Genomic DNA, 24,856 nt, shown 5'->3' with positions numbered 1-24,856 from the left:
CTGGTTGATAGAAGTTAGAGCTGCTTGCAAGGCTTTGTCTACTGCATCTTGAGTCTTAGCTTCTTGGATAGATACAAGAGCTTGTTCTGACAACTCAACTAGTTTCTTCTTAGCTTCCTTATCATCACCTAGTTCCTTGCTCTTGTTTTGGATGGCCTCTGCCAGACTTGCCATAGCCTTATCATAGTTAGGCTCTTCTGGTTGGGCTGGTGTTTCTTCGACACCGTAGTTTTCTTCCTTATCAAGGATCGTTTGCAAGGCTGTTGCTGTTTTGAGAACTTCTTGTGGTTTAGCATCACTTGCTGAAAGTTGCTCTGATAATTTGTCCAAGTTTGACTTAAAGGCTTGACGTGCCTCTGGAGTGTTCTTCAAGCTTGTTTGGTCAAATTTATCCAATTCATCCTTCCAGTTCTTCATAGCTTGAAGTAACTCTTCTTTGGTATAAAGAGCACTATCTTCTCCATGCGTGATAAACTGGTCAACTTGGATACCAATATTTTTCGTAGTATCATTACGTTTTGGATCCAATTGCAAGGTTACAGCATGCCAACCTTCTTCAAGTCCTGTCAAACGAACGAGAGTCTGATCACCTTGACGTGTGGCAGCTGTACCACTGAAGTACTTCTTACCGTTGTATTCAGACGCATTACCTAGGCCATCTTGATACTCGACTCTTCTACCGTCTAACGTCACCTTGTAGATACCATGACCTGGGTCTACAAAACCTTTAATTTCTAAACCTGTACCGTAGAAGTAGGCTGTTACGCTAGCATTTTTCTTCTGCTCTTCCGTTAAACGACCAAATGACGCCCAAGACTCAGTGTTTTGGTATTTACCTGATGAATTGGTTTCATGGTGCCAACCTGGGCTATAGTCAAGTTGACTGGCCTGATCATCATGACTGACTTGATCTTTTTGAAGCAATTCAGCTTTCATCACTCGAATCGTTGCTTCTGAAGCAAAGCCAAGCAAAGCTTCATCTGAAGCACTCGTCATTTTCACTTTGAAGTCAAAGATAGAGTCAGCTTGCTCCGTAAAGTCAATTGTTGGAATTGTCAAAGTCTTTTCTGTTTCACCTTCTTGGAAGGTCAAATCAGCTGTTGTATCCTTATAAACCTTACCGTGAACCCCTGTTCCTGGTTCAGTCACGACATGGACTGTTGCAGCTCCTTTGCTACCACCAACACGTTTAATGGTTACAGTAACTGGTTGGCCTTTTTGAACTTCATAGGTAGTTTCTTTCAACTCAAACATACCTTTACCAGCATTATTGAGCGTGTAAATACCTTCAGTTGCAATAGCTTTGCCAGTTTTGTTGACGAGTTTGATGGTGTGTTCACCTGGAGCCAAGTCATCTGTTTCATAAACCATCTGGCTACGTTTACGAGCCGCATTATTAGTTTGTACGTCTGCAACCTTTTGACCATCCACATAAACTGACATTTCACCGTGATTTGGATCCACTGTAGATACGACATAAGCCTTAGTTCCATTGAAACGGTAGGTTACGCTAGCATCTTTTTGATTGGTCCACATGGATGTTCCACGAACGCCTTCGGATTCGTCATACCAGGTTGTATTTGCTTTATCAGCTGTTGTATTTGAATGGTAATCCAAGCCTAGAGGATAACCATCTGTTTTTTCGATACTACTTGGTGTCTTATAAACAGAGAAGTTTGTCAAAATAGGAGTTGCTTGTGAATTCGTGATAGTCACACGAATCTTTTGTGCTTCCACAGGTTGACCTTGGACAAGACGACGATAACCAACAGTCGAACCTTCTCCATATGGAACCCAGCGACCATTAAGTTCAACTTCAACCTTAAATCCAGAGATACGTTGACCTTTAGCAATATCTTCTTTGAGTTCGACTACGTCAAAGCGTCTCTTTTGACCGAGATCGACAGTAAATTCACCTGTCTTGGCATCATTTGACAATGCCCAACTAGTATCATCCTTACCATCTGTTAGGTTGCTTGCTTGATACAAGTGATTCTTACGGGTAGAGCTTGCAGTGACAGTTGCTCCCTTGGCGAAGTCAGTCGCATACATTTGATCCAAGGTTGCTCGGAATTCTTGCAAGCGAGCGACATCTGCGTCTGCGAATTTACCTTCTTTATTTGGTGGAATGTTGAGTAGAAGTGGCGTTCCACGACCAACAGACTTGAAGTAGATATCCATCAAATCTTTGATTGATTTTGGTTGTTGATTGTCATGGTAGAACCAACCTGAACGAATAGAAACGTCTGCTTCACCGACAGAGTACATATCTCCTTCTGGGTCTCCATGATTGAGATATTCATTCTTCACATCGTCAGTGATCTTAGCTTTCTTAACCTTATGCCAAACGGGATCTCCAGCGATACCACGTTCATTACCAATCCAACGGACACTTGTCGGTTGTGCAGAGAAGATAGCGATATCTCCTTCAGCTTCCTTGATGTACTTGAACCACTCGTCAAAGGTGTAGGTTACTTTTTGAGCTCCGCTACCACGCGCACCATCCATCCAGACTTCGATAAATTTACCATTATTTCCATATTTAGGATTGCCAAGGATTTCCTTGAGCTGGTTGAGGTAGTATTCGTTGTACTCTTTTTCAGTTGAAACATGATATTTAGGGTTATTGGCATCCCATGGTGATAGGTAAACACCCATATTCATGTCATACTTAGTCGCTGATTTAGAGATTTCTTCGAGAAGGTCTCCCTTACCGTCTTTCCATGGACTTGCAGCTACCGTATGGTCTGTGTATTTAGATGGATAAATCACAAAACCGTCATGGTGTTTGACAACCATGATTGTTCGTTTGAACCCAGCATCCTTCAAAGTCTTAATCCACTGGTCTGTATCAAGGTTTGTTGGATTAAAGTTTTGAGGATTTTCTCTACCGTTACCCCACTCAGAGTTAGTGTAGGTATTCATTCCATAGTGGATGAAGGCAGCCAATTCTTCCTTGTGGTAGTCCAATTGGGCCTTGCTTGGTAGTGGTCCATAGTTTCCAATTTCTGTTTCTTCGTCTTTTGGATCCACTACTGGAGTTGCAGGAGTTACTGGTTTTGGATCTTCAATTTTTTCGTATTCAAAAATAACTTGGTTCACTCCTTTATGTTGGATTGTTGCTTCTTGACTTGCATTGACTGCACGGTAGCCTGCAATTTCTTTGGCTTGGAATCTGTGAACAAAGGAAACTTCATATTCTTTACCTTCATTATTGTCCACAGTTGCAGTTGCCAATTCTTGGTCGGTACCTTTCAAACGATAATGAACGTCAAAGGAACCTTTATTGACCTTATAAACAACCTTGATAACGCGAGTTCCTGCAGGAGCCTTGCTCACAACACTATAATCATCTTCCCAAGCGTCTTTTAGTTGCTTATTGACAGTTTTGCCGTCAATCGATACAATCTCATATTTTTCTTTATTCTTCTTGAAGAAGTCAGTCTTTTCAATTTCTGTTTTATAGTTATAGTCGAACTGAGTTCCAACTTCTGTCTTTTCAACAAAAGTATCGTTTTCTTTGACTGGATTATCATTTTGGTCTAGGTGTTCGACAACAACTCGTCCATAATCAACACCTTCAAGAAGAGTCGCTACACCACTTTCATCGAAGGAATATTTGTTTTCACCGATAACAGCTGTCTTATTTCGAAGCATTTCTCCCTCTGGAGTGAAGTAATAACGATTGCCGTTATCGCCTTGATACCAGCCTTTAACACCGTATTTGTCAATGATTTCTTTGACCCATGCCAATTGTTCTGGTGAGAGGACAAGCCCTCCTCCAAAGCGATCTTTTTCAGCAATGTTTGCATTATCGACAGTACCACGTTGATGAATTCCGATAACTTTTCCTTCACCGTTGATAATTCCACCACCTGAAAGACCTGATACAGAAGTCAAACGATAAGTGACACCAACTGTTCCCTTATCATCATACTTTTCAGTACCTTTAACAACACCGTCCGCCTTATACAATTGACCTGGAACAATTGGTTCCTTCAATTCTGGAGATGTTGAATCAGTAGGGTAACCGATGGTGCTAACAGGTTCTCCAGCTTTGTATTCTCGATGTTCTGCTAAAGGAGTAAAGGTAGCTGCCTTATTTGGACTTGCAATTGAAAGTGGAACTGGGGCTACAACCAAGGCTAGGTCATTCTTATAGCCTTCACCGAATTTTTCTTTATTCCAGAAATGAATGTCCTTTTCCTTGAACAAAACAGTATTTCCTGAGCTTGGCAAAGAATTATTCTTAGCAGTATTTGAACCTACATTGTAATAGAACTTAGCCGTATCACCACCACGGATAGAACCCGCATTAGTATCTGCATCCTTGACCAAGAAGTTGTGGGCCACTGTCAAGATGACATTTGGAGCAACAAAGATACCTGAACCTGAGTTAAGGTATCGCTGACTACCGCCATTGGCCAAAGGTGAGCTAAAGATTGAATAAACCATAGTAGCAGATGTTGCTGGTTGACCTTCATAATTGATATGCTTAAGGTCTTGTCCGCCATTGATAATAGCTCTATTTTCTTTTTCGCCTTCAGATGGAGCTGCTTCTGTAGGTTTCAAAATGCTCTTAGTCTCTACTTGTGGGCTATCTTTTTCTGATACAATAGCTGCAGTATCCACTTTTTTCACTGGTGTATCAGGATAGGCACGGTCAGGGATTTCTTCAGGGAGTAAATCACTAGCCACTTCAGCAGTTTTTCCTTCCTCTGCCACCTTCTCGACAGCAGTTTCTGTTTTTTCAGTTACTTCTTCTTTTACTGCTTCTTCTTTTTTATGATCTACATCTACTACTTCTTTTGCTTGACTATCTACTTCAAGTTTTGGTTCCGTCACAAGTTCACTAGCCGCAACATTACCAGATGCAAAAAAAACAAGACCGACTGCTACAGAAGCAACACCAACAGTCAGTTTACGAATACTAAATATTCGACCTTTTTCTAAAAAATATTGTTTCATCAAATACTCCTAATCTTCTAGAGCAGTCAGCTACTGCCCGAGCCCAGCTTTAGCTGGCGACATTTTTTGTTTGATTCCCTAGCTTAAAACTCTGCTCCTAAGCTATTTATTTTTTGGTAAGTCCTTTTGTAGAAATCGCTTACATTTTTAAAAAATAAAATAATGCTTCCATTAGCAAGAATTTTTCTAGAGTTTTCGCATTATTATAAATATACTATGTTATATTAAAAAATGCAAGGGTTTTCAAAATTTTAACTAGATTTTTACTAAATGATTATTTTACTGTTTATGACTAAAAAATCCTAAATCGGCAAGGCCAACTTAGGATTGTTTTGTTTTGAAGTGATAGTAGGCTCCAAGCATACCTGCAGTATTTTGATGACGCGCAAATTCTAATCTTGTTTTTTCCGCTAAGCTCGGAACAAGCGCATCTTTCAGAGCTGTACGAATTTTCGGTTTCAAAATCGCTTCTTGCCCCATAATACCACCACCTAGTATAACAACCTCTGGATTGGCAACATAACAGATGTTAGCAAGACCTTTCCCAAGATAGTCTACCATACGGTCAATGCCCTCCATACAGAGTTTATTGCCTTCTGTAGCTTCTTTGAAAATTCTACGACCATTCCAATGAGCCACTTCCTCATCATGAGCCTTGGCTACATACTCAACCAAGGCAGTTGTAGAAGCTAAATCTTGGAAAGCCCCATCCTGCATATGCATATAGCCAACTTCACAGGCAGAATTACTAAATCCATGGAAAATCTGGCTATCAATGATTAAACAACCACCGATACCCGTTCCAATGGTCAGACATAGTGTTATTCCTGCACCTTTTCCAGATCCAGAAACCGCTTCTGCTAGCCCTGCGCAGTTGACATCATTTTCAATTTCACAAGGAATTCCAAAGCTTCCTTCAATTTCTTTTTTAAATTGAGTTCCTGCATAGTTTGGAATTTGTGGACCAGCATAGAAAATCTCACCCTTATCAGGGTCAACCATTCCCGCAGAGGAAATGGCCACACCTGACACTGGTCCTTTTTCTAGATAGCTAGCTACGATATCTTTTGTCTTTTGTAAGATGTGGGGACCACCTTTATGAGCCTCAGTTGCTACTTCGTGAGACTCTACAAGTTGTCCATCCTGATCAATTAAACCATATTTGACATTAGTTCCACCAATATCAATTGCAACGTAATTAGTCATAAAGCCTCCTATTGATTAGAGGAAACGCTCCTTAGTTTCACGAATCAATGCCGCAGCTGCTTCTACAACTGGACGATCTTCTTCGGTCACTGGTGTAAGTGGAGAACGAACTGATCCGATATTAAGTCCTTCATTGATTTTCAAGACTTCTTTGATAACGCCGTACATATTTCCATGAGCTGCAGTTAATTTACCGATGATAGCGTTGATAGCATATTGCAATTCACGCGCTGTTTCTAGGTCTTTATCTGCAATCAATTGGTTGAGTTTCAAGAAGAGTTCTGGCATAGCACCATAAGTACCACCGATACCAGCTTTTGCTCCCATGAGACGTCCACCTAAGAATTGTTCGTCTGGACCATTAAAGACGATATGATCATCACCACCAAGACTAACAAAAGTTTGAATATCTTGAACTGGCATTGAAGAGTTTTTAACACCGATAACACGTGGGTTCTTCAACATTTCTGTGTAAAGATTTGGAGTCAAAGCAACACCTGCCAATTGAGGAATGTTGTAGATAACATAGTCTGTGTTTGGTGCAGCAGCACTGATGTCGTTCCAGTATTTAGCAACTGAGTACTCAGGCAAACGGAAGTAAATTGGTGGAATCGTCGCAATAGCATCTACTCCCAAGCTTTCAGCATGGCGAGCAAGTTCGATACTGTCTTTGGTATTGTTGCAAGCCACGTGAGCAATAATTGTCAATTTACCTTTAGCAACTGCCATGACTTCTTCCAAGATCAATTTGCGGTCTTCTACGCTTTGGTAGATACATTCACCTGAAGAACCGTTGACATAAAGTCCTTGAACACCTTTATCAATAAAGTATTGCACCAAGGCACGAGTACGTTCTGGGCTTACTTCACCCGCATCATCATAACATGCGTAGAAGGCAGGAATGACACCTTCATATTTTTTTAAATCTGACATAGATTTCTCCTAAGATTTCTTATTTTCTGCTCTTGGCAGATGATTTTTTACTATTTTAGTATACACCTTGTGAAAAGCGCTTTCAATACATCTTAGCCACTTAGATTTTAATTTCTATTCATCTCCCATAGCTTTTTATGTTTGAAAGTAGTTTCATATCATTTTCAATCTGCTTGATATTTAGCAAACAATTTTTCCATTAATCCAGCTTGGCAAAAGGCAAGAAGGCCAAAGCCAAAAAGTAGAAATGCTGAACCACCAAGCACTAGAGTGAAGCCTGATAGATAGAGAAGCATCATGATTAATAAAATAATTGCAAACATCAAGAAGAACCACACGAAGTTAAAGCTGACCAAAAGCAAGCCCTTTTGAAGAACTTCTTTCCAAGTCAAGTCATAGCGTGCTGCAATTGGATAGCTAGCCAACATAACCAGAGTTAAAAATATTAGAATTCCCAAGCAAATGGCCTTAATTAGCTGGAAGCCTAGGCTGGTTTGCCCCCAGAATAGAGACAAGTCAACTACACTAATTAGAAAAATCCCTAGTTCCAACAAACCTAACTGGAGACCTAATTTCAAATTTTGCTTAAAGGCTCTCATATACGTTCTAAAAACAGGAACACGTCGACTACCCTTAACTTCGAAGATTGTCTGATAGAGACTGATCTTTGCTATTCCAATCGTTACAATAGGCAAACAAGACACAACAAAGAGTAGGTTGACCATCACGATATCTAAAACCTTCTCACAAAATCGCATAAGAAAGTTATCCGTATCAAATGCCGCTTTTATCAATCCAGATCCTTTATGTGCCATTGTTTACTCCTCCTAACTGACTAATCGATTAAAATTTTAAATAAGTATTTGCGAACTTTATCTTCCATACCTGCATAACCATTAGGTTGATGAGGTTCACCTGGGAAAAAGACTGCAAAATTGTGATAACCCAACAAGAGTGGGTATTGTTCGTGACAATGAACAAAGCCGATATCGCTAGCTTCGTCAAAGGCTACAGCCTCATCTTTGACGCGAGAACCATAGCTAGAGTACTCATGCCCTTCAACCAACAAATGCAAATCTGCATATTTTTTATGATGCTCAAAGCGATCATTTTCCTCTTGGTTAAGAACATTTTCCTGTACAACTAAGAAAACCTTATCTCCATCAATCTCGTATTTGCCTAATTCAAAGCTATCCTTACGATGCTCATAGAGATAATCAATGGCCTTGTCCAAATTTGGGTGAATTCCCTTGTAAAAGCTAATGTTTTTTAAATCATCAAAAATCATAGTAATTTCCTTTACCTGATTGTTACCTTCAGACATAAGATGTCTGGCCAGTAAGTTTATAAGTGTCTAACAAAACTTCATGAAGTAAGCAACTCCTCTCCATTTTGTAGACACTTATATATCCTGTATTCTCTTAGTCTATCAACTATACTGCTGCATACTGATAAACAATTTGTACTATTTTCAATTTTCGCAGAGGACTATCCTTTGACAGCTCCCATAGTAATCCCTTGAGTGAAGGATTTTTGGAAGACAAGGAAGACTGTTACGATTGGCACAGCTGCAAGGGCAGCACCTGCCATGATCAAACCGTAGTTAGTTGCCATCTCGGCCTGCATAGTCGCAACCCCGAGTGAGATGGTCAAGTTTTGACGTGAAGTCAACATTACCAATTGCATGAAGTAGTCATTCCAAGTATTGATGAAGGTGAAGATTGCAAGAGCTGCAAATCCTGGCTTCACGATAGGGAAGGCTACGCTCCAGAAGGTACGAATTTCGCCACATCCATCGATTTTAGCAGATTCGAGCAATTCTGTAGGAATGTTTTCACTGAACTGTTTCATGAGGAAGACCCCAAATGGCCATCCAATCAAAGGCAAGATAACCGCCCAAAGAGTGTCATGGATTCCCATGAAGTTGACGATACGTACCAATGGTACAAGGACAACTTGTTTTGGAAGAGCCATGGCAGCGATAAAGATAGCAAAGAGAATGCGTTGTCCATAGAAACGTTTCTTAGCCAATACATAACCCGCTAGTGAAGAGGTTGCACAAACCAAGAACATCGTTACTAAAGAAATGAACACTGAGTTCCACATCCATTGCAAGGCTGGGTTTTGCACCATCAATTGTTGGAAGTTCTCCATAGTTGGAGCTTTAGGGAACCATTGTGGTGGAATCATAATGGTATCTGGTTGTGATTTGAATGCACCTGTCAAGATCCAGTAGAATGGGAAGATAAACAGTACAGTCAACAAGAGCAAAATGATTGTTGAAATAACAGTAAAGGCTGTTAATGGTTTCTTTTGTTGTGTAGGTTGCATAGCTGTCTCCTTTCCTTAATATTCTACATCGTTTCCGAGGATCTTGAATTGAGCGAAGCTGACAAGGGCAATCATAACTGCCAAGAATACACCAATAGTATTGGCATAGCCATATTCAGTCAATTGGAAGGCTTTTTCGTAGAGGTAGTACATAAGTGTACTTGTTGAGTAGTTTGGACCACCAGATGTCAACAATTGAATCAAGGCGAAACATTGGAATGAGTTGATGGTTGTAATGATTGCGATATAAAGTGTTGTTGGAAGGAGGCTTGGCCATTTAATCTTCCAGAACACTTGAAATTCAGTCGCACCGTCAACACGAGCTGCTTCTACAAGTGAATTATCAATATTACCCATTGCAGCGATGTAAAGAATGATTGGTTGACCAACTGATGTTGTCAAAAGGATAATCATAATCGCCATCAAAGCCCAGTTTTTATCTCCCAACCAAGAAATGTTTTGGCTGATGATATGGCTTGACTTAAGCACGAAGTTCAAAATACCTGATAGTGGATCGTAGATCCATTTCCATACTACTGTTACGGCAACACTACCTGTTACTACAGGAAGGAAAAATACGAAACGGTAGAAAGATCTAGCAACGGCATTTTGTTGGTAAGTTTGTGATGCCACAAAGAGCGAGAAGAGTACAACGACTGGTACAGACCCAATAACCAAGATTACGGTATTAATCAAAGATTTTGTAAAGACAGGGTCTTTAAACATACGAATGTAGTTGTCCAAGCCAACAAACTCAAAGCTAGTCATCGAGTAGTTAAAGAAACTTGTGATGAAGCCCATGATCATTGGAGCTAAAACGAAGACGGTAAAGAAGATTAATACTGGTGCTAGGAATGCGTAGGAAACAATAGTTTCCCGCATGCGAATTTTATTGATTTTCACAGTCGGCACCTCACTTTCACATAGTTTTGTTTTTTTGACTGTTATCTGACTCTGATCTAAAATCAAAATGAAATTTTTCTAAGATTCGTCAATGTAAAAACTTCATTTTAATTTTGACCTGTCAGTTGCTTCTATTTCAAACAAAAGTCCCCCTTTTCATACACAGATATGCTCAGGGAAAAGGGGGGAACTCAGTTTTTATTTAGGGCTTATTATTTAGCTGCTTTTTTGATTGTTTCATTCGCTTTTTCAGTGAATGCTTTCAATGCTGCAGCAGGTTGTTCGTCACCATTTGATACAGCTTGCAACATTGGGAACCAAAGTGTTCTCATTTCAGCAAAGCCGTCGATTGTGTTGTAGTATGGTGAGTAGTATTGAGTCCAGCTACCGATTGTTTCCATACGTTTGTCATCATAAAGTTTTCCAAATGAAGTACGAACTGGGAATGCGCCTGTACGAACTACGTCTTTAGGACCCCATTCTTTGTCATCTGCGATGAATTGGATGAATTTCTTAGCTGCTGCGACTTTCTTTTCGTCTTTGTTGTTAAATACTGCAAATCCATTTACAAGGTATTCAAGAGCTGGTTTACCTGAATCAGATGGGAATGGTACTTCTACCACTTCTACTTTACTTGATTCCAAAAGTTTAGCTTGGATACCATTTTGAGCTGGTGCCCAAAGGATTGTGTATGAAGTTTGACCGTTTGCAAAGTTTTGGATGTCTGCTCCACCGTCAAATTGTGAACCGTTGTTCAACAAACCGTCTTTGATCCAACTAGCTGCTTTTTCAAGACCTTTAACGAATTTAGGATCGTCAGTTGTATATTTAGTTACTTCTTTATCAGTTACAGAACCGCCGTAAAGGTTAGCGATGAAGGCACGTGTTCCTTGGTCTCCCCCTTGACCAGAACTGAACAATGAACCTGGAGTATATCCTTTATCTTTGAGCGCTTTCAAAACTTTTTCAAAGTCGTCTGTTGTCCAACCTTCTTTAACAAGGCCAGCTACACCAGCGTCTTCCAACATTTTCTTGTTCATAGCCATGTAGAATGGTGCAGAACTGATTGGATACATGTAAGCTTTATCACCAGCTTTACTTGCTTGAATGATGTTTTCGTTGTTAACATCTTTTACAAATTCATCTGTAAAGAGGTCATTCAACTCAGCCAATTTACCATTTTTACCGTAATTGATGATACGACCTGGTGCGTCAAAAAGTACATCTGGAGCTGTTCCAGCTTCGATAGCAGTAGTGATTTTTTCAGGTCCAGACTTGAAGTCGATTGTTTCTAGTTTAACTTTGATATCTGGATTTGCTTTTTCGAAAGCTTCGATGATAGATTTTTCATAAGTTCCAACACCGTCACCAGATTTTTCTTGAGTAAATACTGGGAATGCCCACCAAGTAATTTCTGTTGTTGCTGCATCGCCTGATTTGGCAGCATCTTTGTTAGCGTCTGATTTGCCACAAGCAGCAAGTGATAGAACCGCAGCACCCGCAAGTACTGTACAAGCTAGTTTTCTAAATTTCATTTGTATTCTCCTAAATGATGATAAGCGTATCCGAATCGGATAAAGAGCAATGTCGAATTTGTATACGTTTTCATTTTTTCCTACTAATCAACCACTCTCCTCGTTTTTAATATTATGTTACTTAAGACCGGCAACGAAGCGTTCCGTAATCTCTTTTGGTCTAGTAATAGCGCCACCTACAACGATGCCTCGCACTCCATAACCTAGGATTTGCTTAGCTTGTTCTGGTGTATGAATTTTTCCTTCAGCAATGACGTCCACCCCTGCGTCGCAGAGTTTTTTGATGAGTTCAAAATCTGGGCCATCCACTTTTGGACTGTAAGAAGTGTAACCTGATAAGGTTGTTCCGACAAAGTCAATTCCTGCCTCTACTGCTGTTAAGCCTTCTTCAAAGGTACTTGTATCCGCCATCAACAATTGATTTGGATATTTTTCTTTGATTTGACGGATGAATTCTTGAATCTCTAAGCCGTCATAACGTTCACGCTTAGTACAGTCAAGAGCGATTACTTCGATATCAAGCGCAGCTAATTCATCCACTTCCTTCATTGTAGCAGTAATGAATGGTTCTTGCGGTGGATAGTCCCGCTTGATAATCCCGATAATTGGAAGGTTTGTAACTTCCTTGATTTCCTTGATATCTCGGACACTGTTTGCCCGAATACCAACCGCTCCACCTTGCTCTGCTGCTTTGACCAACAAGGGGATTACTCCTCCCGCTTCTGTGTAGAGCGGTTCATGAGGAAGAGCCTGGCAAGAAACAATGATTCCATCTTTGATTTGTTCAATCAAGGCTTCTTTACTAATTTGTGGCATCAACTTTCCTCCTTTTCTTTTCCTTTGTGTTTATGTGACTATTATAACTTATTATTAAAGCGCTTTCAATAACTTGTGCTAGAATAGATTGAAGTTTCAAAACAATTTTATGCAACAGTTTCTTCTGAAAGTAGTTTCAGGGACATAAAATCTATCCCAACACCTCTTAAATCTTGAAACCAGCCCTTTTTTCTCGCAAACATGAAAGAAAAAAGGCCGTAACAAATTTTCGTTACGACCCTTTCTAACTAAGATCTAGTTTCACTAAGGAAACCTTCACTTTCAACTATTTGACTAATCTTCTTTTCTCTTCCCCAAAGCAAACATACCAAGGAGCATCCCCACAAGTCCTACTGATGCAAGGGCAGAGGCATCTTCGTTTCCTGTCTTAGGAAGAACATCTTGACGAACTGCAGGTGCTTGATAGGTCTTATCTTGTGACATAGCCTGTGATACAATAGACTGCTGACCTTTGTGATCTGGATCTTTATGTCCTGCTCCTTCTGAACCTTTGGTACCAGCTGTAAGTCCTGGTTTTTCTGTCGGTGCGATGTCATTCTTCACACTGCCCGTGAATGCTGGCACTTCATGCACCGCTGGTTCAAGACCATTAACGCCACCCACAAATCCTGGTTTTTCAGGAGTTACAGGACTATCAGCGCTTACTCCGCCTGTGAATTCTGGTACTTCATGTACAGCTGCTTCACTACCATTGACTCCACCTGTAAATTCTGGAAGTTCAGCTATCGGTGCTGCTTCTTCGCCTACTGTACCAATAGGTTCAGTATACTCTGGGAGCTCCGTTACAGCAGCTTCTTCACCATTCACCCCACCTTCGAATTCTGGTACTTCATGTACAGCTGCTTCTACACCGTTAACACCACCTGTGAATTCTGGTACTTCGTGAACAGCTGCTTCACTACCGTTGGCAGCTCCAGGAATACCTGCTCCTTCAAGACTCACTGGAAGATTGTGCATACTCTCGATTGCTCCAGAAGCAAGTCCAGTTATTTCTTGACCAAGATCTGACTTGTCTATTGTAAATAGAAGAGTCTTAGTATCATACTGGGTCATGAAGTTTACTTTTTTACCATTTGCCAACTGAAGTGTTGGAATTTTGTTAACCAAAACTTCTGAATCAAACTCTACTGCAAGAATTCCTGGCCATTTTTCAATAACATTTTTAACTTTGGCTTCTTTAGGAGAAATTCTTTCCTTCGTTAAGAAATCCCAGTTGAATTTCTTGAAGGATAGAGTATAAGGATTGCCACCAGCTTCATGATGTTCATACAAGAGACCAAATTCTTTTGGTCCAATCTGTTGAAGTGAGTTATAGGCATATTCCCCTTCTTGAATCAAATGATGATGCAGCCAAGTCAACTCGCCATCTTCTTCTACGCGAGCCACTCGAATGTAACCATTCTTACGACCTGGGCCATTGGCATTTGCTAGAAGGATATATTCCTTACCATCTTGAACCGTATGAGTCGCTGCCATTTGAACATAGACATCTGGTACATCATAGCGTGCTACATAGTTGTCCCATGTAATACCACCATCATTACTTGTCGCAACTTGCAAATCACCAGTCAAACCACGCATAAAGAGTTTCAACTGACCATTGTTCAACTGAACAACAGAAGATTCCGTATTTTGAGCGTAATAATTGTTCATGTTGCTTGAATCAACTACTGTACCATCATAAAGTGTACGGTTATCATTGACACCGCCACCCATATGCCAAGTCTTACCATGGTCATCTGAGTAGATGATACGAGATGATTGAGAACCATTGAGGTGGTTTGTTCTATTCGTCGTATAGACAGGAACGACGATTCGACCTTTATGAGGTCCATTCTGGAGGGTAATGCCCACTCCAGGTCCCACACCTAAGAATTTCATCCAATCAGCTTTGACCATTGGGGTAATATCTTGTGGCGCAGACCAAGTCTTACCGTCATCATCACTGTAAGACATCCACAGGTAGCTGTCTTTAGCAATTCTAAATGGAGAGGTTTTATTGCTTGTAAAGTAGATATTTCCTAGCAGTTGCTCACCCTGATAAAGATCACCTTTATCGCTATAAGCCGGCTTGACAGGATTTACAACAACACGGTAATCCGTTGCCTGACCATCTGGTGTGTAGACAACACCATTTTCACGAATGGTATAGGCTCCATTTTCTCCTTCACGATAAAGAATTTGGTAGGTTTTCCCATCAATTTCTTTATAAGCTTCCTCTTTTTCAGCTGACATCCCAAAGATACCTTTTCCTTCTGGGAACATATCATAGACTGAAAAGATTCGTTTGGTTTCAGTATCTTGGGCTAAAACCATATCGATATTTACTGGTGAACCAACAGATGGATCAGTAGCTTTTGGATTGTCACGTAGATTCGTAAGTGTGATACGATCGCCCCATGTTTGACCCTGATCTTCACTTCGTTTGACGACCATACCGATATCGCCCCAGTCATAGTGGTGCAAACGACGTTCATCAGCTCCAGCAATCAAAGTTCCCTTGTCAGTCTTAAGAAGGGCTGGAATACGATAACTATTAATACCATCTGGATTTGACTGCCCATTTTTACCAGCTTCAAAAACATCCTTTTTATCTGTTATCTCAGCTCCTTCTGGAAGCTTTTTCTCTAATTCGGATCTTTCAAAGAGGTAGCTACGATTTTGAACTTCTTCTGGACTCAAGGCACGATCGTAAACAGTTAGATTACGAACTTGTAAACCTGCCCCCCAAACCATACTTCCTGCACGATTTGTGGTACCAATTTGCATATGATTCACATCAGGCATATCTTTGATAAAGCGTCCTGATTTCTTACTTGTTCGTGACAAAACTCCGTTTACATAGAGACGAACTTGCCCATCTGGAGAATCTGCACTTGGTCTTTCAACTGTAAAGGTTACTGAGTTCCACTGACCTGGTTTGACAGTTAATGGTGCGTCTGTGTATCTATCATAAAATTGATCGCCGTTTTGATCGCGCCCCTCAATCAAGGCAACATTGTTATACACAGCCATGGTGAAATATTCATTTCGAACCTTATCACTTGAGACTGAGAAAAGGTTGTAAAATGCTGGTGCAGAAGCATCTGGTTTGAACTCCATATGAATGGTCGCATTTTGAAGCTGTTTCAGTTTTTCCAATTGCTCTGTCAGATCAATTCTATTGCTATTTGCAGCATTAGTCTCTACATCTTCCTTTTCAAGAACAGTATTGACATTTTCCAACTCTCTAGCATAGTAATCACGTGGAAGCGCAGCTGGATCTTTTTCGGTTTCTCTAGTTGCTTCTGCCGTTTCTGCTGTTGCAGTTGTTGCTGCCGTTGCAGTTGTCTCTGTTCCAGTATGTGCTTCTGTAGATGTATGTGTGACTGTATCTACCCCATTAGACTCTGTCGCACTCTTTTCAGTATCTACTGCTTTTTCTGCCTGATCCTTCTCTACTCCTAGTTCTGTCGTTTCCTTATTGGTAGCTGTTGCTTCTTGTGCCAATACTGGCGATGCACCAAAAACAACTGCTCCAATAACGACTGAAGCGGCTCCTACTGTAAATTTGCGAATTCCGTATCGTTGTTTTCTATCCAACTGATTATGCTTCATCTTTCTTCCTTTCATTTTCAAAAATAAAGCGCTTTCTTTTTTGATTAAAATTTTTAGTCATCTGACTAAATGACAAAAATTACTTTTTCACGAATGGTTACACTCGCTCTTTCAAATTTTCTCTCACTTAACGATCAACAATCTATCATCATGCCATCGTTAACTAGAGTCTCCTACTCCTTTCAAATTTTATCTTATTCTCATTATATAATAAATTTCTCTATTTTAAGATAGATAAATATAGAACAGATTTTACTTTCAGTTTTAGAAATATAAAATTGGACATTTGAAACTACTTTCGGATGCTTTGGATTTTTCTAACATAAAATTGCTTCATTCAGTTGAATCGTTTTTTTAATGAACTTTATCTCAAACTTATACTCAATGAAAATCAAATAGCAAACTAGGAAGCTAGCCGCAGGTTGCTCAAAACACCGTTTTGAGGTTGTGGATAGAACTGACGAAGTCAGTAACACATATACGGTAAGGCGAAGCTGACGTGGTTTGAATTTGATTTTCGAAGAGTATTAACTATTTGACTCCTGATTTATCTAGATCAAAAAGGCCGTAACTAGTTCTAGTCACGACCCTTTCTAATATAAGATCAAATTTCTCTATGAATTTCGTTGGTTTTAACTATTTCATTGATCTTCTTTTTTCTTACCCATGGCAAACATACCTAGGAGCATGCCTACAAATCCTAAAGAGGCAAGAGGAGCAACATCTTCACTTCCTGTTTCAGGAAGGAGATGCTGGCGAGCAGCAGGAGCTTGATAAGTACGATCTTGTGCCATAGCCTGAACGACAACTGACTGTTCTCCCTTATACTCTGAGATCTCATGAACAGCAGCTTCAGCACTGTTTACACCACCCGCAAAAGCTGAGATATCTGAACTAACAGCCTCTACCGCATTAGTGCCACCTTCATAGGCTGGAAGTTCTGAACTTGCTGCTTCTACTCCATTCACGCCACCTGTGTACTCTGGAACTTCTAACTTAGCGGCCTCTACTCCATTCACGCCACCTGTGTATTCTGGAGAATCTAACTTAGCGGCCTCTACTCCATTCACGCCACCTATGTATTCTGGAACTTCTAACTTAGCGGCTTCTACTCCATTGACGCTACCTGCATACTCTGGAACTTCTAACTTAGCAGACTCTACTCCGTTGACGCCACCTGTGTATTCTGGAACTTCTAACTTAGCAGACTCTACTCCGTTGACACCACCTGTGTATTCTGGAGTTTCTAACTTAGCGGCCTCCACTCCATTCACACCACCTGTATACTCCGGAATTTCTGACTTAGCTGATTCTACTGCATTGACGCCACCTGTATACTCCGGAATTTCTGACTTAGCTGATTCTACTGCATTGACGCCACCCTCAAATTCTGGGCTTTCTGATGTAGTTGCTTCCTCACCATTGACACCACCTTCAAAGGCTGAAGTGTCCGACTTAGCTGATTCTACTGCATTCACACCGCCTTCGAACTCTGGACTTTCTGCCTTAGCTCCTTCCTCACCATTGACACCACCTTCGAAGGCTGAAGTGTCTGACTTAGCTGATTCTACTGCATTCACACCACCTTCAAAGGCTGGGCTTTCTGATGTAGTTGCTTCCTCACCATTGACGCCACCTTCAAAAGCTGGAACGTCATGAATGACAGACTCCCCTTTTGAGCTTTCTACTAGACTACCTTCTGGAACTTCATGGATCGCTGCTTCCTCGCCGTTCACACCACCTTCGAAGTCCAGAATCTCATGAATGGCTGCTTCAGCACCATTGACACCGCCTTCAAATTCTGGGACTTCATGAATAGTTCCCGGTGGATTTTCTTCGACCTCTATTTCTGGAACTTCATGAATAGCGGCTACTTCGCCGTTCACACCACCTGAGAAGTCTGGCACATCATGAACGGCTGCTTCCTCACCGTTGATGCCACCTTCAAAGGCTGGATCCTCATGAACTGTACCTTCACCATTGACTGCACCTGTAAATTCTGGGACTTCATGGATTTCTGCTTTTGCTCCATTTTTACCACCAGGAACTCCTGCACCTTCAAGACTTACAGGTAAATTATGCATGCTCTCAATTGCACCGTCAATGATTTCTGTAATTTCTTGACCAATATCTTCCTTGTTAACTGCGAAAAGCAATGTTTTTGTATCGTATTGCGTCAAGAAAGTTGCAAAATTACCATTTGCCAGTTTAAGAACTGGTGGCCGATTCACCAATACTTCAGAATCAAATTCTAAAGCAATGACATTTTTGCTCATCTCCACAGCATTTTTCACAGTTGCTTTTGTTGGAGAAATTCTATCCTTGCTCAAGAAATCCCAGTTGAATTTCTTATAAGACAAGGTGTATTCATTTTGAGTGGCAGTCGCATGCTCATAAAGCAAGCCAAATTCACCATTTCCAAGATCTTGCAAGGAGTTATAAGCAAATTTACCACTTTGAATTGGATTGTGCTTGAGCCAAGTCAAATCTCCGTTAGCTTCCACTTGTGCCAAGTGTACCAAACCATTGTAACGTCCTGGACCACCTGCGTTGCTGAGAACGATATATTCCTTACCATTTTGTACAGTGTGAATAGCAGACATTTGAACGTAGACATCTTTGACATCCGCATAGCGCTTCACATCTTTTTCCCAAGTTGCTCCGCCATCCTTACTTGTTGCAACCTGCAAATCTCCTGTCAATCCACGCATGAAGAGTTTGAGGTCTCCATTATTCAACTGAACAACAGTTGACTCAGTATTTTGAGCACCTGGATTATTCATGGTTGAAGAGTGAATTGTTTGGTTGCCTACTGGACGGTTATCATTGACCGCTTCACCTGCTTGCCAAGTTTCACCATGGTCATCCGAGTAAATGACGCGTGAAGACTGGGATCCACTTAGGTAGGATACGTTATTTGTCGTATAGACTGGGATAACCAGACGTCCTTTGTGAGGTCCTGAATGCAAGGCAATACCTGTACCAGGTCCAGTACCTAAGAAATGCATCCAATCCTTACGAATTCCATATGTAATATCTTTTGGTGCAGACCAAGTTTTACCATCGTCATCACTATAAGACATCCAGAGATAGTTGGTATTTGAAACTCTAAAGATATTCTTGTCACTATAATCAAAGTAGACATTACCAATCAGTTCTTCACCTTTATACAAATCCCCCTTATCACTATAGGCTGGCTTCTTAGGATCAACTACAACACGGTATTCTGTCTTTCTATTTTCAGGGTCGAAGACTTCACCATTTTCACGAATTGTATAACGTCCTGCATCACCTTGTTTGTACAAGACTTGGTATACCTTGTCCCCAATTTGTTCATAGGCTTGTGGTGCTTTTCCTGGAAGAGAAAATACAGCCTTACCTTCAAGGAACATATCATAAATTGAAAAGATTCTCTTAGTTTTCGGATCTTGGACTAGGGCCATGTCAATGTTGACTGGTGATGGCCATTCTGGATTCTTAGCATTCTCATTATCACGAGGATTTGAGATGACAATTCTATCTCCCCATGTTTTGCCCTTATCATCACTACGACGAACAACCATACCGATATCACCCCAGTCAGAGTGATGCAAGCGTCTCTCATCTGCACCAGCAATCAAGGTTCCTTTATCAGTTTTCAGCAGGGCTGGAATACGGTAGCTTGCAATACCATCTTTATTTGGCTTGCGGTTCTCACCACCTTCAAAAACGTCCAGTTTATCAGTAACTTCTGCTCCTTCAGGAAGTTTCTTCTCCAACTCTCCTCTTTCAAAAAGTTGGCTACGTTTTTTAACTTCTTCTGGTGAAAGGGTACGATCATAAACAGTTAGATTACGGACTTTAAGATTAGCGCCCCAGAAGTTTTTGCCTGTGCGTTTCGTTGTACCGATTTGCACATGGTTGACATCTGGCATGTCTTGGATGAAACGACCAGACTGAGGACTTGTGCGCGACAAGACACCATTTACATAGACACGAACTTGACCTTTTGGTTGGTCTGCATTTGGTCTTTCAACTGTGAAGGTTACAGAGTTCCACTCACCTGGCTTAATTTTCAAAGGAGCAGTTTTATAATCACCATAGAATTGGTTTCCATTTGCATCACGACCTTCAACGATAGCTGTGTTATCAAGGATGGCCATAGTGAAATACTCATTTACTTTGGTGTCACTAGAAACTGAGAAAAGGTTGTAAAAACGTGGAGCAGATGCATCTGGCTTAAACTCCATATGAATGGTCGCATTTTGAAGTTTTTTAAGCTTATCTAGTTCCTCTTTCATGTCAACTCTTTGACCGTTTGAAGGATTGGTTTCAACATCTTCCTTCTCTATAACAGTATTGGCATTTTCCAACTCTCTTGCATAAAAGTCACGCGGAATGTTTCCAACTTCGTCTTCACTCTCTGTAGCTGGAGTTTCGTTTGATGCTTCTGTTTCTGTTGGTTTTTCAGACCCTGGGTTTGCTTGCAACTCTTCACGGCTCACTTCTGTTCCACTATTATTTACTGTGGTTACTTGGCCTGCAGGTTCCTTATCTAAATTAGCTAGACTTCCTGTCTCTACTTCCTTAGACAATTCTGGCAAAGATTGCCCCGCTGTTTCACCATTCGTTGATGGCGCCTCTTGAGCCAAAGCCGGTGCAGCACCAAAAACAACCGCTCCAATCACTACTGAAGCTGCTCCAACTGCAAATTTCCGAATTCCATATCTCTGTTTTCTATTAAAATCTCTCTGATTCATGTGTTCCCTTCCGTTATTTTTAAAAAAATAAAGCGCTTTCTTTTTTGCTTAAAATTTTTAGCCTTTCAGACTAGCTGCAAATAAGAAACTGTATTATTGAATGAAATTGCCATTCTTTGTAGATGAAATGCTGTTGCTCTTTTATAAATTCCATGTTAAAAGATTCGCAACTAGCTATACTCCTTTCACATTTTATCTTAATCATATTATATAATAAATATTCTAAATTTTAGACTTTATAATCTATAATAGATTCTACTTTCAAAGATATTTAGAAGTTTCAAACTACCTGAAACTACTTTCTCATTATCTGGGTCACATAAAGAAAAACCTGTAGTTTATTCGAAACTACAGAGCTTTTTTTCAATTTTTAGTGACCAAGATAGGTAAAGGGGATCTCACTACCACACAACCAATTGTAAACTTGATCATTGACATGAACATTCATGGCCTCATGAGCGTATTCAGGCATGATACGATAACTCTTTTCACAAGTCAAACGGTTGTAAATAGCAAACTGAGTGATTGGATAGCAAACATCATCATCAAGCCCAGTAATCATTCGAACTTCCCCCTTAATGCGATGGGCAAGATTTTTTACATCGATATAGGCGAGCGTCTCCATAATCTGCTCTTCTGTCTCATGGAATGGATCATGGAACTTAAAATAACGAAAGAGTTCATCATAGGCTTCGCTGGTATTTCCAATCTCGAGTACCCGTCTAAAGTCTGATAAGAATGGATAAATAGCAACTGTACGCTTGATACGTAGATTTAGCCCCGCAGCCACTAGAGCTAGTGCCCCTCCTTGAGAAGCTCCATAGCTTGCTAATTGCCCCTCATCCACTTGTGGGAAACTAGCGACAATTTCAATCAACTGATAGATATCTAGATAGACATCTTTATAGAAGAGTTGCTCTTTTCCTTCTACTGCACCACGAATGATTTGGCCCTTAACTGTATTTCCGAGTGGTGAGCGTAAGCCATCTTGTGAGTATCCAGATTGTCCACGAACATCCATCGATACGACACCATAACCAGCTACTGTAAAGGCTAGCATATCTGTCCAATCCCAGCAACGTCCCATATAACCATGGAAGTGGAAAATGACCGGTACTTTCTTTTCTGATTTTGGTAAGACTATACGCGCATAAACAAGACCATCACGGGTACCTTTAAAGGTTAACTCATAACACTTCACATTTGGAATATGAAAGTTTCGTTCTTCTAGTTGGTAATCTGGCAGGACCGAAACCTTATCAATCTCCCCATCCCAAAAATCATCAAAATCATGAGGAACTTCATCCCTTCCTTTGTATGTTTTCATTTCTTCTATTAGTGCTGGATTTCTCATAAAACCCTCCTTAATTTTGTAACCGTTACCATAACTCTAGCACATATAGGTATGCTTTGCAAGATGGATTTTTAAATAGAAAGTGATTTTAATTTTGAAGATTCATAAAAGCTTATCTGAAAGTAGTTTTATCTATTCCATTCTGTCTAGATTCAATACACTTTCAAGGAAAACAGCTTCTTTGATCTCTCATCCAATTGTCATTGAAGACTAATCTTATACTCTTCGAAAATCTCTTCAAACTACGTCAGCTTTATCTGCAACCTCAAAGCCGTGCTTTGAGCAACCTGCGGCTAGCTTCCTAGTTTGCTCTTTGATTTTCATTGAGTATTAGCATGTTCTCGGGTATATAGTTGTCTATCTTTAAACTAGTTTTTTTACAAAAATAAAAAAGTTTCATAATCTTAATAGAATTGTTCTATCAAGATTACAAAACTCTTTCTTATTTCAACTCTTTTTTATAGCGTTCCAACTCTGCTTGGTTTGCCCAAACATAGTGACCTGGACGAATTTCTACCATAGAAGGCTTATCAGTTTCATAATCATGTTGATCTGGATCATAGACTTTCAAAACTTTTTTACGTTCCAAGATTGGGTCTGGAATAGGAACAGCTGATAGAAGTGCTTGCGTGTATGGATGAACTGGATTGTTAAACAATTCTTCAGTTTCAGCCACTTCAACAATGACACCCTTATAAATTACCGCAATACGATCAGAAATGAAACGAACTACTGACAAATCGTGGGCGATAAAGAGATAAGTCAATCCTAATTCTTTTTGGAATTTCTTGAGCAAGTTCAAAACTTGAGCACGAACAGAAACGTCCAAGGCTGAAATTGGCTCATCCGCAATAACGAAGTCAGGTTGCATAACTAAGGCACGGGCAATCCCGATACGTTGACGTTGTCCACCTGAGAACTCATGTGGGTAACGTGTCAAGTGTTCAGCCAAAAGTCCCACTTCACGAATGATATTTTGAACTTTTTCTTTTCTTTCTTCTTCATCTTTAAACAAATGATAGTTATAAAGACCTTCAGAAATGATATAGTCAACCGTTGCACGTTCATTCAAACTTGCAGCAGGGTCTTGGAAAATCATTTGAATACGACGAATTAATTCTGAAGCTTGTTCACGTGATTTTTTACCATTAATTTTTTGACCTTCAAAGATGATATCACCTTTGCTAGTATCATTAAGACCGATAATAGCACGACCAATTGTTGTCTTACCACTACCAGACTCTCCAACAAGTGAGAAAGTTTCTCCTTTGTTGATAAAGAAGTTCGCATTTTTAACAGCGACAAACTTTTTGCTTCCTTCACCGAAGGAAATTTCTAAGTCTTTAATTTCTACTAATTTTTCAGACATTTCCTTCCTCCTAGTCCTCAAGATGTGTAAAGCCCATCTTTTCACGAATCTTGTCGTGTAAATCTGCAATCACCGATGGTTTTTCAACTTTTGGAGCTTGTTCATGAAGCAACCATGTCTTAGCCCAATGAGTATCAGATACTGCAAACTGAGGTGCTTTTTCCTCAAAGTCAATCTTCATAGCATAATCTGAACGAAGAGCAAAAGCATCTCCCTTCAATTCAGTATAAAGCGATGGAGGTGTTCCAGGGATTGAGTACAATTCACCTTTGTCATCCGCAAGTTGAGGCAAGCTCGACAAGAGGCTCCATGTATATGGATGACGTGGGTCGTAGAAGATTTCTTCAACAGTACCATACTCGATGATTTCACCAGCATACATAACCGCAACTTTATCAGCGATACTTGCTACTACACCTAGGTCGTGGGTGATAAAGATTGTTGTAAAGTGGTATTCGTGTTGAAGTGACTTCAACAAATCAATAATCTGTGCCTGAATGGTCACGTCAAGAGCTGTTGTCGGCTCATCACAGATAAGAATGTCTGGACGACAGGCAAGAGCAATCGCAATAACAATACGTTGACGCATTCCCCCAGAATATTGGAATGGATACTCGTCAAAACGTTTCTCAGAATCTGGAATACCAACTTTATTCATATAGTCAATAGCCATCTCTTTAGCTTCTTGAGCAGTCTTGCCTTGGTGTTTAACAATAACTTCTGTGATTTGACTTCCGATTGTCTTGATTGGGTCTAGACTGGTCATCGGATCTTGGAAGATAGTTGCAATCTTCGCACCACGAATACTTTCCCATTCTTTATGAGAAGATAAGGCTGTCAAATCTTGTCCACGGTAATTAATACTACCTTGTGCAATGCGACCATTTTCTTCCAACATTCCTGTGAATGTTTTTGTCAAAACTGATTTACCTGAGCCTGACTCCCCAACTAAGGCGAGGACCTCTCCCTCAATCAAATCGATGGAGACACCTCGAATAGCTGTCAAAATCTTGTCACGAACATCAAATTCCACGACAATATCTTGAGCAGTCAAAATTACATTTTTTCCTTTTATCATGTCTAC

The 24,856-nt window shown here is 40.3% G+C and carries 14 protein-coding genes; all 14 read right to left on the bottom strand.

Annotated elements, in window-relative coordinates:
• Positions 1-4,968, bottom strand: a 4,968-nt coding sequence (locus ACESOD_RS04095) for an alpha-L-fucosidase (RefSeq protein WP_373094164.1), incomplete at its 3' end; no start/stop codon positions are given.
• 321 nt (positions 4,969-5,289) lie between these two features.
• Entirely contained in the window at positions 5,290-6,174 is an 885-nt protein-coding gene (locus ACESOD_RS04090) for an ROK family protein (RefSeq protein ID WP_373094163.1), read from the bottom strand.
• Between the two features lie 15 nt (positions 6,175-6,189).
• Positions 6,190-7,107 carry a dihydrodipicolinate synthase family protein gene (locus ACESOD_RS04085; protein WP_373094162.1) on the bottom strand — a complete coding sequence of 306 codons (918 nt, stop codon included), beginning with the start codon at positions 7,105-7,107 and terminating at the stop codon, positions 6,190-6,192.
• Positions 7,108-7,271: 164 nt separating this feature from the next.
• Positions 7,272-7,922, bottom strand: a complete 651-nt coding sequence (locus tag ACESOD_RS04080) for a DUF624 domain-containing protein (RefSeq protein WP_373094160.1) — start codon at positions 7,920-7,922, stop codon at positions 7,272-7,274.
• Positions 7,923-7,942: 20 nt separating this feature from the next.
• The gene (locus tag ACESOD_RS04075) at positions 7,943-8,395 is read right to left on the bottom strand and encodes a YhcH/YjgK/YiaL family protein (RefSeq protein ID WP_311523630.1); all 453 of its coding nucleotides are present in this window, start codon (positions 8,393-8,395) and stop codon (positions 7,943-7,945) included.
• 200 nt (positions 8,396-8,595) lie between these two features.
• Positions 8,596-9,438 carry a carbohydrate ABC transporter permease gene (locus ACESOD_RS04070; protein WP_001183246.1) on the bottom strand — a complete coding sequence of 281 codons (843 nt, stop codon included), beginning with the start codon at positions 9,436-9,438 and terminating at the stop codon, positions 8,596-8,598.
• A gap of 15 nt (positions 9,439-9,453) precedes the next feature.
• A complete protein-coding gene (locus ACESOD_RS04065; RefSeq protein ID WP_081108297.1) occupies positions 9,454-10,320 on the bottom strand; it encodes a carbohydrate ABC transporter permease in 867 nt (288 codons plus the stop codon).
• Positions 10,321-10,553: 233 nt separating this feature from the next.
• Complete coding sequence (locus ACESOD_RS04060) at positions 10,554-11,876, bottom strand: ABC transporter substrate-binding protein (RefSeq protein ID WP_373094158.1); 1,323 nt, start codon at positions 11,874-11,876, stop codon at positions 10,554-10,556.
• A gap of 117 nt (positions 11,877-11,993) precedes the next feature.
• Complete coding sequence (locus tag ACESOD_RS04055) at positions 11,994-12,692, bottom strand: N-acetylmannosamine-6-phosphate 2-epimerase (RefSeq protein WP_373094156.1); 699 nt, start codon at positions 12,690-12,692, stop codon at positions 11,994-11,996.
• A 294-nt stretch (positions 12,693-12,986) separates the two neighbouring features.
• On the bottom strand, positions 12,987-16,310 hold the full coding sequence (locus ACESOD_RS04050) for an SIALI-17 repeat-containing surface protein (RefSeq protein WP_373094154.1): 3,324 nt from the start codon (positions 16,308-16,310) through the stop codon (positions 12,987-12,989).
• 641 nt (positions 16,311-16,951) lie between these two features.
• A complete protein-coding gene (locus tag ACESOD_RS04045; protein WP_373094152.1) occupies positions 16,952-21,049 on the bottom strand; it encodes an SIALI-17 repeat-containing surface protein in 4,098 nt (1,365 codons plus the stop codon).
• Positions 21,050-21,419: 370 nt separating this feature from the next.
• Positions 21,420-22,403, bottom strand: coding sequence for an acetylxylan esterase (locus ACESOD_RS04040; RefSeq protein ID WP_070460772.1), 984 nt, complete (start codon positions 22,401-22,403; stop codon positions 21,420-21,422).
• A 442-nt stretch (positions 22,404-22,845) separates the two neighbouring features.
• Complete coding sequence (locus tag ACESOD_RS04035; protein ID WP_373094150.1) at positions 22,846-23,772, bottom strand: ATP-binding cassette domain-containing protein; 927 nt, start codon at positions 23,770-23,772, stop codon at positions 22,846-22,848.
• 10 nt (positions 23,773-23,782) lie between these two features.
• Positions 23,783-24,850, bottom strand: a complete 1,068-nt coding sequence (locus tag ACESOD_RS04030; protein WP_070460776.1) for an ABC transporter ATP-binding protein — start codon at positions 24,848-24,850, stop codon at positions 23,783-23,785.
• Between the last annotated feature and the right edge of the window lie 6 nt (positions 24,851-24,856).

Origin of the sequence: Streptococcus oralis (genome assembly GCF_964238205.1) — a bacterium.
Classification (GTDB): Bacteria; Bacillota; Bacilli; order Lactobacillales; family Streptococcaceae; genus Streptococcus; species Streptococcus oralis_CZ.
Note: the sequence above shows the minus strand (reverse complement) of the source record. Positions and strands in the feature narration are given on the sequence as shown.